Consider the following 12,603-nt stretch of genomic DNA (forward strand, 5'->3'; position numbering starts at 1 on the left):
AACCTTCCTCCACCTACGCGGTTGCATGTCGTCGCGCAGTTCCGCCTTCGGCTGGTTACCCAAGGCATTTCTCGATGCGTGTTCTGACCTGCCTCTTTGGCGAACATAACCTGGCGCTTGTCGCACTCGCCGCTATCCTGTGCATCATCGGTTCGTTCGTCTCCGTTCAGCTGTTTCTCCGTACGATCAACGCACGCGGCGGCTCGCGCTTCCACTGGTGCTTTCTCGCCTCGGTCTGCGCTGGCGCTTCCATCTGGGCGACGCACTTCATCGCCATGCTCGGCTACCAGCCGGGCGTGCGCGTCACCTTCGACGCGACGCTGACAATCGTTTCTGCCGTGATCGCAATCGCCGGGGTGGGCACCGGGTTGATGCTGTCGAGCCTGAGAAATCGCTGGCTCGCGGCTCTTTGCGGTGGCGGCACGATCGGCCTCGCAATCTCGGCAATGCACTACGTAGGGATGTTCGCATATCGGGCGGACGGGATCGTCACATGGCTTCCCGGTTACGTCGCGGCCTCGCTTGCATGCGCGGTTGTGTTCGGTGCGGTCGCCATAGACCGGTTGCGCGCGCACGATGGCGATCGCCACCCCTGGCTGCCGACGGCGTTTCTGGTGCTGGCCATCGTGATGTTGCATTTCGTGGGCATGGCGGCCTTCACCGTCGCGCCCATCGCAGGGTTCGGCAGCGGGCCCCAGAGCGAAGTGTTCGTGGCCATGGCCTCGGCGATCGCGATGGCGGCGCTCCTGATCGTGGGGACAGGTCTGTCGACCTATCTGGTCGAAATGCGCACGCGCACCGATGCGCAGGACCGGCTGCACCACATCGCGATGCACGATACGCTGACCGGGCTGCACAACCGGCATTCGTTCAACAGCGAGCTCCGCCGGAAATCCCACCGACTGTCCAAGGGCGGTCCGCCCTTCGCCCTCATCATGATTGATCTCGATCGCTTCAAGCCGGTCAACGACACGCTTGGCCATCCTTACGGCGACCGCGTGCTCAAGGCGGTTGCGTCTCGTTTGAGAAAGGCCGTGCGCGAACATGATATGGTCGCGCGGATCGGTGGCGACGAGTTCGCGGTCTTGGCCGATGGGGCGAGCGATCCGATCGTTGTCGGCCATCTGGCGGAACGGATCGTGGAAGTTCTGTCCCGACCCTTCGTTATCGGCGGGCAGTCAGCAGAAATCGGCGCGAGCGTAGGCATTACCCTGACATCGGACGGGGCAGTCGACGCGGACGCACTGATCCAGCAGGTCGATGTCGCTCTCTACCACGCGAAGGAGGAAGGGCGGGGCAGGCACAGTTTCTTCGATCCGTCGCTCACCCAAAAGCTGCTCGAGCGCAGGCGGCTGGAAGCGGACCTGCGCAGGGCGTGCATTCGCGAGGAATTCGAAGTCTTCTTCCAGCCCGTTCTCGATACGCAAAGCCGCGAATTCATCGGCGCAGAAGCACTGGTGCGGTGGAGAAGCGCGGAACGCGGGATGGTTTCACCAGCGGTCTTCATCCCGATCGCAGAAGAATTGGGCCTGGTGAACACCATCGGGGGCATGGTGCTCGACAGGGCGTGTCACGAGGCCGCTTCCTGGCCCGATCACCTGATGGTGGCTGTCAACGTGTCGCCCGTGCAGATGATGGGCGGCCGTCTGGCGACAGACATTGCGCAAGTCCTGCACCGTACCGGACTCGCACCGCACCGACTGGAGATCGAGATTACCGAAACCGCCCTGGTCGCGGACGACGAGCTGGCGCTGCGTTCACTTGAGGAGGTCCGGGCGCTTGGTGTGAAGATCTCGCTCGACGATTTCGGGACCGGCTACTCTTCGCTCAGCTATCTTCACCGCTTCCCGATCGACCGGATCAAGATCGATGGCAGCTTCGTGAACAAGTTGCCGACCGATGCGGGCAGTGCGTCGATCGTGCGAGCTATCGCGCAGCTGGGTGCCAGCCTTAACATGCAAGTGACCGCGGAAGGGATCGAGACGGACGATCAATATTCCTTCGTCGCGGAGCAAGGCTGCGGCCATATGCAGGGCTTCCTGTTCAACAAGCCCATCGACGCCAAATCGGCCGCGAAATTGTTTGCGTCCGGTTCGTCCGGCCGATTTGCAGCCTGAAGGATTGCGAACATGACATTGCAGCGCCTGTTCTACACCAGCCGCATTACCGATGATGATGTGGTGCGGGGACCGACTATCGCGCGCCGGATCGCCGAAGCCAGCGCGCGCCGGAATGCCGAGTGCGGCATCACCGGCTCGCTGGCCTACATCGACGGACATTTCATTCAGGTGCTCGAAGGCGAAATGCACCCGCTGGAGGAGACGTTCGAGCGGATCTGCAACGATTTCCGCCATCGCGAGATGAAGCTGATCGACTACCAGACGGTGCCTGCCCGGCTGTTTCCCCACTGGCACATGGCGTGCGTAATCGACGCGGACGAAGGCCTGGAAGGCCGCGCGGGCTCACTCTCCGAAATTCGCCTTCTTTCCACCCTCAACGTGCGCGAAGCGTTGACGGCGATGCTCAGGCTGGTCGATGAGGCCGACGCTCAGGCACTTGCCGCCTGATCAATCCTCCGGCGCGTAGACCCTGACCCAGTCGACCAGCATCGCCACATCGCCGGCCTTGATCTTGTCGACGGTCGCTTGGGGCAAGCCGTTATAGGGTTCCTCGATCCCGTTGGTCTTGAACGGGTAGGCCCCGCCGAGTGCGAAGTTCAGGATCAGGTATTTCGGGTTATCGTAGGACCATTCGCCGTAGTGCTCCACCATCGGGCGGGTAACACGGTAGACGGTGCGGCCATCGACCTGGAACAGCAGTTCGTCCTTCTTCCACTCGACCGCGTAGACGTGCCAGTCGGTCACGTCTTCGCCATCGGCAAAGAAGTACTTGTTCACGAGCGGCGTCTCGCCCGAATAGCCCGGGCCGTGCAGCGCGACGCCGATCCAGTCCTTCTCACCGACATATTCCATGATGTCGATCTCGCCCGTGTCGGGCCAACGGTCGTTGCCGAGCAGCCACCAGGCGGGCCATACGCCTTCGGCATCGGGCATCTTGATGCGCGCTTCGGCGCGGCCGTGCGTAAAGTCGAACTTGCCCTGGCTTTCGACCCGTCCGGAGAGGAAGTCTGCCTCGCGCTCGGGCTTCGGATCGACTCCGGGGGAGTAGACCGGGCGCAGCATCAGTACGCCGCCATCGGCCCCTTCCACGTCGTCGACGATCGACAACACCTCGGGCGCGTCGACATAGGCCTGCTGTTCGTTGTTGACCCAGAAATCGGTGCCGATCACGTTCCAGTTGTCGCGATCCAGTTCCGTCTCGTTGAACTCGTCGGCCCACAGCAAGGTGCGTTCACTGGGTTCATGCGCGGCGGCGGGCATGGCGATCATGCAGGTGGTGAGGGCCGAGACGGCCAGTGCGGTGCGGATCATCGATTTCCTCTCCTCTTATGTGAACGTTCCCATGACATAAGGCGAGGCGATATTCCAGTCCTCGGCATGCGCGGCGGATTGCGCGCGAGCTGGCCACGCGGTTGACGCGCATCGGCTGGTGTCCGAAAGGCACGGGCACGCTTCTTGCCGCGCCGCGTTGAACAGACCAAACCAGATTCCGGAGACCGAGATGTATCGTGCCGCCACCCTCGCAGCCATAGCCGTGTTGGCTTCCGCCTGTACCACGATGGATGCCGAAGGGGATGCGATGCCGACCGATACGGCGATGGTCTCCCCGATCCTGACGACGCCCGAAGCGGTCGACGACCAGACCTACGCGCAGCCGCAGGTCGCGCGGGTCACGCATGTCGCGCTCGACCTCGATCTGGATTTCGACTCGCAACGGGTCGGCGGCACCGCCACGCTGGACGTGCTGGCGAAGCCGGATGCGGAAAAGATCGTGCTCGACAGCAACGGGCTGATGATCCGCTCGATCACCGACGGGCAGGGCCGTGCTCTGAAATACACGATGGGCACGATGGCGAACGAGGGCGGCAAGGGCGCACCGCTGACGATCATGCTCGACGGGGCGAAGAAAATCGTGATCGCATATGATGCGCCTGCCGATGCCGAGGCACTGCAATGGCTCACGCCCGAGCAGACCGCCGGGGGCAAGTACCCCTATCTCTTCAGCCAGGGGCAGGCGATCCTCAACCGCACGTGGATACCCACGCAGGACAGCCCGGGCATCCGCCAGACATGGGAAGCGCGGATCACCGCACCCAAGCCGCTCGACGTAGTCATGAGCGGCGTGCGTCAGGGCGAGCCTGAAGATCTCGGCAATGGCCGCCGTGCGTTCCGCTTCGTGATGGACAAGCCGGTGCCGCCCTACCTGATCGCACTCGCGGCAGGTGACATCGATTTCCGCGCTACCGGACCGCGCACCGGCGTCTGGGCGGAGCCTTCAACCCTCGACCGGGCGTATAACGAAGTCGCCGATACCGAACAGCTCGTGGAAGCGGCAGAGGAGCTTTACGGCGATTATCGCTGGGGCCGCTACGACATGATCGTGCTGCCGCCATCGTTCCCCTACGGGGGCATGGAAAACCCGGTAATGACCTTCCTAACGCCCACCTTTATCGCGGGCGACCGGTCGAACAATGGGCTGGTCGCGCACGAACTGGCGCATAGCTGGTCGGGCAACCTCGTGACCAACGCGGTGTGGGGCGACGGCTGGCTGAACGAAGGCGTGACCTCCTATTTCGAAAACCGCATCGTCGAAAAGGTTTACGGCAAGAAGCGCGCCGAACAGGAGGCCGCGCTCGCCTACGCCAATATCATCGAAACGTTGAACGAAGTGGGCGCAGATGCGCCGGGCACCGCGCTCCACAATGATGGCGATGGCGAGTTGATCGGCAGCGCGATTGCGTACGACAAAGGTCACTTCTTCATGCGCACGCTCGAACGCGCTGTGGGGCGCGAGCGGTTCGACGCGTGGCTGCGCCAGTGGTTCGACAACCACGCGTTCCAGCCCGCGACCAGCCAGCTGATCTACGACGATTTGCGCACCAACCTTGTGCGTTCGCCCGAAGAGGCCAAGCAGCTCATGTTGCATGAGTGGATTTTCGAGCCGGGCCTGCCGAGCAATGTCGCCAAGCCCGATCCGCAGGCCTTTGCCACGGTCGACGCGGCGGTTGCCGCCTATGCCGGTAGCGGCACGATCCCGACCGGCTGGAATGACTGGAGCGCCGCCGAACAGATGCGTTTCCTCGACAATATTCCCAAGCAGCGCACTGCCGCCCAGCTCGCCGCGCTCAACGATGCGCTGGGGCTGGCGGACACGGGCAATAACGAAGTCCTGTTCCTGTGGCTCGAGCTGGCCCTTGCCAACCGCTACGATCCGGCGGTGCCGCAGGCGGAAACGTTCCTGTCCGAAATCGGCCGCGCCAAGTTCGTCCGTCCGCTGTTCGCGGTGCTGATGGACCAGGGCGACTGGGGTAAGCCGATTGCAAAACGCATCTACGCGAAGACGCGCGATAGCTATCATGCCGTTACCCGGGCGGGTGTGGATCGGCTGATGGCAAAGGACGAGGGCTGATCGTCCTTTTTGCGTTGCAATAGGCAGCCCGCGACCGCACATCTGAGCCATGTTGCGGCAATACGAACTGGTTGAGCGGGTCAAAGCCTACGATCCGGACGCCGACGAGGCGATGCTCAATCACGCCTATGTCTATACCGTGCAGAAGCACGGGACGCAGAAGCGCGCGAGCGGGGACCCCTATTTCAGCCACCCTGTCGAGGTTGCCGGGCTGATGACCGATCTGCGGCTGGACCAGCAGACAATCGCCACCGCACTGCTGCACGACACGGTCGAGGATACGCTCGCCACGATCGAGGATATCGAGGCCAATTTCGGGCCCGAGATCGCGCGGCTGGTCGATGGCGTCACCAAGCTTTCCAAGATCGAGCAGCTGCCCGAGAACGAGCGCGCGGCGGAGAACCTGCGCAAGTTCCTGCTCGCGATGAGCGAGGATATCCGCGTGCTGCTGGTCAAGCTGGGCGACCGGCTGCACAACATGCGCACGCTCCACTTCATCAGCAAGGAAGAGAAGCGCCGCCGGATCGCGCGCGAGACCATGGATATCTACGCCCCGCTGGCAGAGCGGGTGGGCATGTACGAATACATGCGCGAGATGCAGGCGCTCGCGTTCGAGCAGCTGGAGCCCGAAGCCTTCGCCACGATCACTGGCAGGCTGGCGGAAATTCGCAGCCAGGACAGCGGGCAGGTCGACGCGATCGCGCTCGCGATCAAACAGGCGCTGGCCGAAGCGGGGCTGAGCGTCGAGGTGTCGGGGCGCGAAAAGCATCCCTATTCGATCTGGAAGAAGATGGCCGAGAGGCACCTGCCGTTCGATCAGGTGACCGACATCTTCGCCTTTCGCGTGATCACCGAAAGCGTCGAGGACTGCTACCGCGCGATGGGGGTGCTGCACACGGTGTGGCAGTTCATTCCCGGCAAGTTCAAGGATTACATCTCCACCCCGAAAAGCAACGGCTATCGCAGCCTGCACACCTCGCTGATCTACGAAAATTCGATGCGGGTGGAGGTGCAGATACGAACCCGGGAAATGCATCGGACCAACGAATTCGGCCTCGCCGCGCACTGGGCCTACAAGCAGCACGACCGGCCCGACGGCCAGGTCGGCTGGCTGCGCGACCTGATTGAAATCGTCGATGCCAGCCACGATCCCGACGAACTGCTCGAACACACGCGGCTGGCGATCTACCAGGACCGGATTTTCGCCTTCTCCCCCAAGGGCGCACTGTTCCAGCTTCCCAAGGGCGCGACACCGGTCGATTTCGCCTTCGCCGTGCACACCGATCTGGGCGCGGCGACCGTCGGTGCGAAGATCAACGGACGCCACATGCCGCTGCGCACGCCGCTGTCGAACGGCGACGTGGTCGAGATCATCAAGGGCAGCGAGGCGGAGCCGCAGCTTTCGTGGCTGGCCTTCGTGGTGACGGGCAAGGCGCGCGCCGCGATCCGCCGCGCGGTGCGCAACAAGGAACGCGAAGACATCGCCGAACTCGGCTCCAAACTCTACGACCAGATCGCCGCCCGCACCCCGGCCAAGGTGGGCAAGAAGGCGCTGCGCGAAGCGCTCAAGCGGCTCGGGATGGAGGATGAGGAAGACCTGATGTACGCGATCGGCGCGGCGGAGATTTCCGATCACGAGGTGATGGAAGCGCTGGTCCCCGGCAGCACCGCCGATTTCGAGGAAGATCCCGACTGGACGCGGCACCGCAAGCAGGCGATCTCGATCAAGGGGCTCAAGTCGGGCAACGCCTACACGCTTGCCGAATGCTGCCACCCCGTGCCGGGCGATCGGATCGTGGGTCTCAGGCGCAAGGGCGAAAGCGTGGAGGTGCACAATATCCAGTGCCTCAGCCTTGCCAACGGGATCGATAACGACTGGCTCGATCTCGATTGGGGCAGCCGTTCGGGCATGGCGACGGGGCGGCTGCTGGTAACGCTGTACGACCGGCGCGGCACGATCGCCGAGATGGCCAATATCGTCGCGCGCAACAATGCCGACGTGCGCAGCCTCGACAAGGTGCGGATCGAAGACCCCTTCGCGACCTACGAGATCGATATCGAGGTGCAGGACCTTGCCCACCTCACCCGCATTCTGAGCGCGCTGCGAGCGAGCGACGCGGTCGCGCAGGCGGAAAGGGTATGACCGGGCTGCTCGCCTATGATCACGTGCAACTGGCAATCCCGCGCGGTGGCGAGGACCGGATGCGCGCCTTTTTCGTCGACCTGATCGGCATGCGCGAAGTGCCCAAACCGGACACGCTTTCGCCGGAGGGTTGCTGGTTCGAGGCGGGGGCGGTGTCGCTGCATATCGGCGTCGATCCCGATTTCCGCCCTGCGACAAAGGCGCATCCGGCGTTTCTTGTAGGCGATCTAGAGGAATTGCGAGCGCGACTGGAAGCAGCGGATGTGGAATGCCGCGCCGACAAACCGGTGGAAGGTTACCAGCGGTTCTTCGCGGACGATCCTTTCGGCAACCGGCTGGAGTTCATGCAGAAGGCCTAGCGGCGCGCGAGGTCTTCGGCACTGGGCCAGTGCATGCGGAAACGGATTTCGTCGGGTGCCTTGTCCCAGTCGGATGTGAGCCGCTCGGCAATGGTCGCGCCCTGCGCAAGGTAGAAGCCGACGGCGCTCTCGTTCCGCTCGAACACCCACAGGTAGAGACCCTTTTCGGGATCATGCGCGGCGGTGCGGCGCGCAGCCTCGACCAGCAAGGCCTTGCCCGCACCCTGACCGCGCACCGCTGCGGCGGTGTGGAGATTGTCGACGAACCCGCCCCAAGCTGGTTCCCGCTCATGGAACAGGCTGGCGAAGCCGACGATGCCTTGGTCGTTTTCCGCTATGACGACTTCCATGTCGGGGGCAGGGCAGGCGAGCCGCTCTTGCCACACCGCGCGACGGTCTTCGATCACCGGCCCGGCGAGGTAAGCGGGGTCGAGGATGCCTGCGTAGGCGCTGCGCCAATTGGCCGCATGAAGCGCCGCAATCGCCTCCGCATCGGCAGCGGTGGCAGTGCGCAGCGCGAAGGCGCTCACTCGGCAGCGACCGCGCGGATCGGGACAGGGATGTTGCAGATATCTGCGCCACCTGCCGACGCCACGAAGAACGGATCGCGGCGGTTGGCGCGCGCGTCCGCGTAACGTGCGAAGCTCTCGCTCTCGGTGGAGAGATATTGGAGATGCGGGCGCTCGCTCTCGGGCAGGTCGGCGGCAATGCGGACCGAGAGGATCGGCACGCGCTTGGCCGGGTCCGCATAGTAGCTCGCAGGCCCCTTGCCGCGCGGTAGGCTAGAGAGGTGCTCGATCCCCTCGACAACGCGGCCCACGACTGCGAGATTGCGGTCGAGATGGCGCGGCGCATGGCCGATCACGGCGTAGAGCTGCGACCCATCGCCCGTGTCGGGCGGATTCCCGCGCCCCACGCCAACCATGCCGTAGCAATGGACGGGCCATTGCCGCGCAATATGCATCTGCTGGATACCGGCAATCGGCCACCCCTCGCGGAAGGTGGCGTAGTCACCATAGGGATCGGTCAACATCGGAGCGGGCCAATCGCCTATGACCTGCGGTTCCTTGGTCGCCCGCAAGGTCGACGAGGTCAGCCAGTTGGGCGACCCTGCAGTATAATCCGCGTCGCTCATCCGCTTCAGCCCCTCGGGCACGGGCTTTTCCGCGATCCCCATGCCCGGGTCTGGCTGGCCCCACTGGGCCACATAATTGTCCTGCACCCGCAGGATCGCCATCCCGTCCCAGTAATGGTCGCGGGCGAGCGTGCGGATATTGTCGACCCAGCCCTGGCTGAAAGGCGCGCCGATCAGCTGGATCACCACCTTGCGCGGATTGCCCTCCGCATCGGGGGCGAGCGTCATCACCAGCAGGTCTTGCGGCGCAATCGTCACCCAGTCGCGCGCAGGCGCGGCGGCCACGATCTGGTCCGGCGACCGCACAGCGTCCTGCGCCATCCCCGGTGCGGTCAGCGCCAGCGCGGCGAGAGCGAGCGCCCCTTGACGCAGCATCATTCGCCCGCGACCTCGCGCACCGGGTAGGTCAGCGCACAGATATCGTAGTCGGTGGGCGGCTCGCTGTAGAACGGGTTGGGCTGGATCAGCGCGCTCTGCCACTGTGCGAAGGTGTCGCTCTCGGTCTTCAGATACTTGTAATGCGGGCGCGCACCGAGCTCGAGATCGCTCGCCACCCGTGCCCACTCGATCTTAAGCGGATCCTGCCCCTCGGCATAGAAGCCCACTTCGCCCGCGCCCGGAGGCTGGGTGCGCAACAGGTCCAGCCCCTCGACCACCCGGCCGACCACCGCGAGGTTGCGATCGAGCCGTCGCGGCGCGTGGCCGATGATCGTGTAGAGCGTGTCGCCGCGCCCGGTCGCCGGATCGACGTCGCGCGCCACCCCGACCATGCCGGGGCAGTGCAGCGGCCAGTCCGCCGTCCCGTCGGTCGCGACCGGCCAGCCGCCCTTGAACATGGCGACCGGTGCGTAGGCATCGCAGAACGCATTATCGAACACGCGGTCTTCGCACGGATTCGCCAGCGAGACCGGCTCTGACAGTGGGTGGATGAGATCGGCGCGGCCGACTTCCTCCAGCCCCTCCATCGGAGCGCGATCTTCGTTTGGGTCGCCCCATTGCGCGACGAAGCCGGGCGCGATGCGATAGACCGAGGAATTGGTATCCCACCAACCGCCTTGCGCCAGCTTGCGCATGTTGCGGACCCACTTCTGGCTCCACGGCGCGTCCATCAGCTGGACCACGATCCGCCGCTCGCTGCCCACGGCCGTGGGGGCGAGCTGGAACACCAGCAGGTCGTCGGGCGCAATCACCTGCCACGCATCGGCAGGTGCCGCGTCGAGCACCTCCTTGGGGCTGGGCGGCGGCGGGGTCTCCGCCTCCTGCGCGAAAGCTGCGGTGCCAAGGGCGAGGGCGGCGAGGAGCGTGATGGCATTTTTCATGGATGAGGGTCTGCCACCAAATCGCGCTATCTCAAACCCTGCACGCTCGGCACGAGTGGATTCTCAATCCTCGAGGTCCGCCAGGTCCTCCAGCGCGTGCATATCCTCGTCCGAGAGGCCGAAATGGTGGCCGATCTCGTGGATCACGACATGCCGCACCAGATGCTCGAGCGTCTCGTCCCCACGCTCTGCCCATTCGTCGATGATCGGGCGGCGGAACAGACGGATGCGGGTGGGGAGGGTACCCGACATCTCGATGCTGCGCTCTATCAGCGCGTGCCCTTCGTAGACGCCGCTCAGTTCGAATGGGTCTTCGATGCCGAGGTCGCGCAAAGTCTCCGCATCGGCAAAGTCCTCCACCGCGAAAACGACATCGCCCAGCTGCTCGCGGAAGGCATCCGGAAGGGCGGAGATCGCCTTGAGGCCGAGAGTTTCCATTTCGTCGAGCGTGATCGGGGTGCCGAATTCTCTCATGCCAGATGCCTAGCGGAGCATCCGTGCCTTGCGAAGCGCCGGGAACGAAGCTAGGTGCCCTCCCTTCCCGAACGGGCGATGCGGAGCGGTGGCCGAGTGGTCGAAGGCGCACGCCTGGAAAGTGTGTATACGGTAACCCCGTATCGAGGGTTCGAATCCCTCCCGCTCCGCCATTCTTTTGATCTCGCGGCAATTCGCTTCGCTCATGCCTCCGATGGGGCGGCCTGACAGCCGGTCGCGCAGTCGCGCTCCTGCCGGAGAGTTCGAACTTCGTACCGATCTCTCCGCCAGCTGCCCGGCAGCCGAATTCTTGGACATGACTTTGTGGCCAGCCGCAATATTATGTGATTCCGACGTGCTCGCGTTTTTCTTACCATCCGCCAATGTGCGGTGCACAAGATGGATTCGACGCTGCCCCAGGGGCGAGGAGAGCCGACGGGCGGATCGGGCGCGCGATCGCCGCGCTGCCCAAGCTGGACGCCTCCGGCTGCCCGAACGACGCTCCTGGCCGAAAGTGCGGCCATCGTGCGGCGGGCGAAATTGACGACGGGAGGTCTGAAAATGGCCGATTGGTCGACGCGAAGGTGTCGTGCATGCCCAAGGAACGCGGTACGCGCGGCACCTGACTTTGAGGTTGGCGTGGTAAACGGCTGGCTCAATTCGAAAAGGTCGAGCGGATCTGGTTGAGCAGCCAGCGCAGGCCGGCATCATCCGCCTTCTCCGTTGCCCAGCCGAGGAATATCTTCGACTTGGGATATTCGAACGGCACGGGCAGGATCCTCAACCGGTGGATCGGCGCGACGAGTTCGGCGTAGCGACGCGGCACAACCGCAATCAGGTCGGTGGTCGCAACGGTAACCGCCAGGCTGGCTGCATTGGGCAGGGTAACGACCATCCGCCGGTCGATTGACGCAGCGCGCACTTGCCTTGCGGTGGGGAGATGCAGCCGCATTTGCTTTTGCAGGGCGGCATGGCCGTTGGCCGCAAATTGCTCGAGCGACAATTCGTGGCCTATCCGCGGATGGCCTTCGCGCACGACGCAGACCGCCTCCGCATCCGCCAAGGGCTCCAGCGTAACGCCGGTCTGCTCGTGGAGGGAGTTGTCGATGATGACGTCCGCATCGCCATTTGTCAGCGCCTCATGAGGGCGTCCCCAGTTCGGCGTGACGACCTCGATCGAGCAGGCCGAATGCGCTTCATCGAGAGCCCTTACCAGCGGCGGCAGAACCGACGGAACGCTGAAATCGTGGAGCAGCAGCCGGAATTGCCTGTTGGCCGTGGCGACGTCGAAGTCGCTGTCGTATGCAAGCCCACGGCGAAGCGCGCCCAGTGCATCCGTCACCGGCGGCAGCAGGCTCATCGCCTTCGGGGTGGGCTTCATGCCGCGATCCACGCGGACGAATAGCTGGTCGGAAAAATGCGCTCGCAAACGCGACAATGCGTTGCTGACGGTCGGCTGGCTCATCCCCAGCACCCTCGCCGCCTGGCTGACGCTGCCGGTTTGATAGACCGTTTCGAAGATGATCAGGAGGTTCAGATCGAGCTTGCGCAGATCGCGGCTCTCCCGATGGCGTTGGTCCTGCGCAGTCTCCTCCATTATTCACCTTTGAAATATAACCGTCCCTTGTTTGCGCCGGGTCATGC

At 64.1% G+C, this 12,603-nt stretch carries 11 protein-coding genes and 1 tRNA gene; 6 read left to right on the top strand and 6 right to left on the bottom strand.

Translation table 11 applies throughout. From position 1 onward, the window contains the following. The first annotated feature begins 74 nt into the window (after positions 1 to 74). Positions 75 to 2,117 carry a putative bifunctional diguanylate cyclase/phosphodiesterase gene (locus tag AAG591_RS09150; RefSeq protein ID WP_342530882.1) on the top strand — a complete coding sequence of 681 codons (2,043 nt, stop codon included), beginning with the start codon at positions 75 to 77 and terminating at the stop codon, positions 2,115 to 2,117. Between the two features lie 12 nt (positions 2,118 to 2,129). Beyond that, positions 2,130 to 2,567, top strand: a complete 438-nt coding sequence (locus AAG591_RS09155; RefSeq protein ID WP_342530883.1) for a BLUF domain-containing protein — start codon at positions 2,130 to 2,132, stop codon at positions 2,565 to 2,567. Here the strand turns inward: AAG591_RS09155 and AAG591_RS09160 are convergent, their stop codons facing one another. Beyond that, complete coding sequence (locus tag AAG591_RS09160; RefSeq protein ID WP_342530884.1) at positions 2,568 to 3,431, bottom strand: glycoside hydrolase family 16 protein; 864 nt, start codon at positions 3,429 to 3,431, stop codon at positions 2,568 to 2,570. It abuts the gene before it with no gap. A 190-nt stretch (positions 3,432 to 3,621) separates the two neighbouring features. Between AAG591_RS09160 and AAG591_RS09165 the strand changes: the two genes are divergently transcribed. From AAG591_RS09165 to AAG591_RS09175, 3 genes are read left to right on the top strand one after another with little or no spacing between them, the layout of a single operon-like run. Continuing rightward, positions 3,622 to 5,529 (top strand): M1 family metallopeptidase, encoded by a 1,908-nt coding sequence (locus tag AAG591_RS09165; RefSeq protein WP_342531250.1) that lies wholly within the window; start codon positions 3,622 to 3,624, stop codon positions 5,527 to 5,529. 49 nt (positions 5,530 to 5,578) lie between these two features. Next, on the top strand, positions 5,579 to 7,672 hold the full coding sequence (locus AAG591_RS09170) for a RelA/SpoT family protein (RefSeq protein ID WP_342530885.1): 2,094 nt from the start codon (positions 5,579 to 5,581) through the stop codon (positions 7,670 to 7,672). Next, positions 7,669 to 8,031 (top strand): VOC family protein, encoded by a 363-nt coding sequence (locus AAG591_RS09175; protein ID WP_342530887.1) that lies wholly within the window; start codon positions 7,669 to 7,671, stop codon positions 8,029 to 8,031. Before AAG591_RS09170 ends, AAG591_RS09175 begins: the two co-directional genes overlap by 4 nt. Here AAG591_RS09175 and AAG591_RS09180 read toward each other — a convergent pair. The 4 genes from AAG591_RS09180 to AAG591_RS09195 form a co-directional block, all read right to left on the bottom strand. Continuing rightward, a complete protein-coding gene (locus tag AAG591_RS09180; protein ID WP_342530888.1) occupies positions 8,028 to 8,561 on the bottom strand; it encodes a GNAT family N-acetyltransferase in 534 nt (177 codons plus the stop codon). The genes AAG591_RS09175 and AAG591_RS09180 overlap by 4 nt on opposite strands. Further along, positions 8,558 to 9,541: a peptidylprolyl isomerase gene (locus tag AAG591_RS09185; RefSeq protein WP_425341656.1), complete on the bottom strand. Its 984-nt coding sequence runs from the start codon at positions 9,539 to 9,541 to the stop codon at positions 8,558 to 8,560. The genes AAG591_RS09180 and AAG591_RS09185 overlap by 4 nt, the downstream gene beginning before the upstream one ends. Then, positions 9,541 to 10,485 carry a peptidylprolyl isomerase gene (locus AAG591_RS09190; RefSeq protein WP_342530891.1) on the bottom strand — a complete coding sequence of 315 codons (945 nt, stop codon included), beginning with the start codon at positions 10,483 to 10,485 and terminating at the stop codon, positions 9,541 to 9,543. Before AAG591_RS09190 ends, AAG591_RS09185 begins: the two co-directional genes overlap by 1 nt. A 63-nt stretch (positions 10,486 to 10,548) precedes the next feature. Next, entirely contained in the window at positions 10,549 to 10,959 is a 411-nt protein-coding gene (locus tag AAG591_RS09195) for a metallopeptidase family protein (protein ID WP_342530892.1), read from the bottom strand. Positions 10,960 to 11,041: 82 nt separating this feature from the next. On the opposite strand from AAG591_RS09195, the gene AAG591_RS09200 reads away from it, so the two are divergent. Next, a tRNA-Ser gene (locus AAG591_RS09200) sits at positions 11,042 to 11,132 on the top strand. 482 nt (positions 11,133 to 11,614) lie between these two features. Here the strand turns inward: AAG591_RS09200 and AAG591_RS09205 are convergent. Continuing rightward, positions 11,615 to 12,556 carry a LysR family transcriptional regulator gene (locus tag AAG591_RS09205; RefSeq protein WP_342530893.1) on the bottom strand — a complete coding sequence of 314 codons (942 nt, stop codon included), beginning with the start codon at positions 12,554 to 12,556 and terminating at the stop codon, positions 11,615 to 11,617. Between the last annotated feature and the right edge of the window lie 47 nt (positions 12,557 to 12,603).

The organism is Citromicrobium bathyomarinum (genome assembly GCF_038594485.1).
GTDB classification, from domain to species: Bacteria; Pseudomonadota; Alphaproteobacteria; order Sphingomonadales; family Sphingomonadaceae; genus Alteriqipengyuania; species Alteriqipengyuania bathyomarina_A.

What these genes read in the sequence shown, in the direction of transcription:
- AAG591_RS09150 (WP_342530882.1), top strand. Translation starts at nt 75, where the DNA reads ATGCGTGTTCTGACCTGCCTCTTTGGCGAACATAACCTGGCGCTTGTC.
- AAG591_RS09155 (WP_342530883.1), top strand. Translation starts at nt 2,130, where the DNA reads ATGACATTGCAGCGCCTGTTCTACACCAGCCGCATTACCGATGATGAT.
- AAG591_RS09160 (WP_342530884.1), bottom strand. Translation starts at nt 3,431, where the DNA reads ATGATCCGCACCGCACTGGCCGTCTCGGCCCTCACCACCTGCATGATC.
- AAG591_RS09165 (WP_342531250.1), top strand. Translation starts at nt 3,622, where the DNA reads ATGTATCGTGCCGCCACCCTCGCAGCCATAGCCGTGTTGGCTTCCGCC.
- AAG591_RS09170 (WP_342530885.1), top strand. Translation starts at nt 5,579, where the DNA reads ATGTTGCGGCAATACGAACTGGTTGAGCGGGTCAAAGCCTACGATCCG.
- AAG591_RS09175 (WP_342530887.1), top strand. Translation starts at nt 7,669, where the DNA reads ATGACCGGGCTGCTCGCCTATGATCACGTGCAACTGGCAATCCCGCGC.
- AAG591_RS09185 (WP_425341656.1), bottom strand. Translation starts at nt 9,541, where the DNA reads ATGCTGCGTCAAGGGGCGCTCGCTCTCGCCGCGCTGGCGCTGACCGCA.
- AAG591_RS09190 (WP_342530891.1), bottom strand. Translation starts at nt 10,485, where the DNA reads ATGAAAAATGCCATCACGCTCCTCGCCGCCCTCGCCCTTGGCACCGCA.
- AAG591_RS09195 (WP_342530892.1), bottom strand. Translation starts at nt 10,959, where the DNA reads ATGAGAGAATTCGGCACCCCGATCACGCTCGACGAAATGGAAACTCTC.
- AAG591_RS09205 (WP_342530893.1), bottom strand. Translation starts at nt 12,556, where the DNA reads ATGGAGGAGACTGCGCAGGACCAACGCCATCGGGAGAGCCGCGATCTG.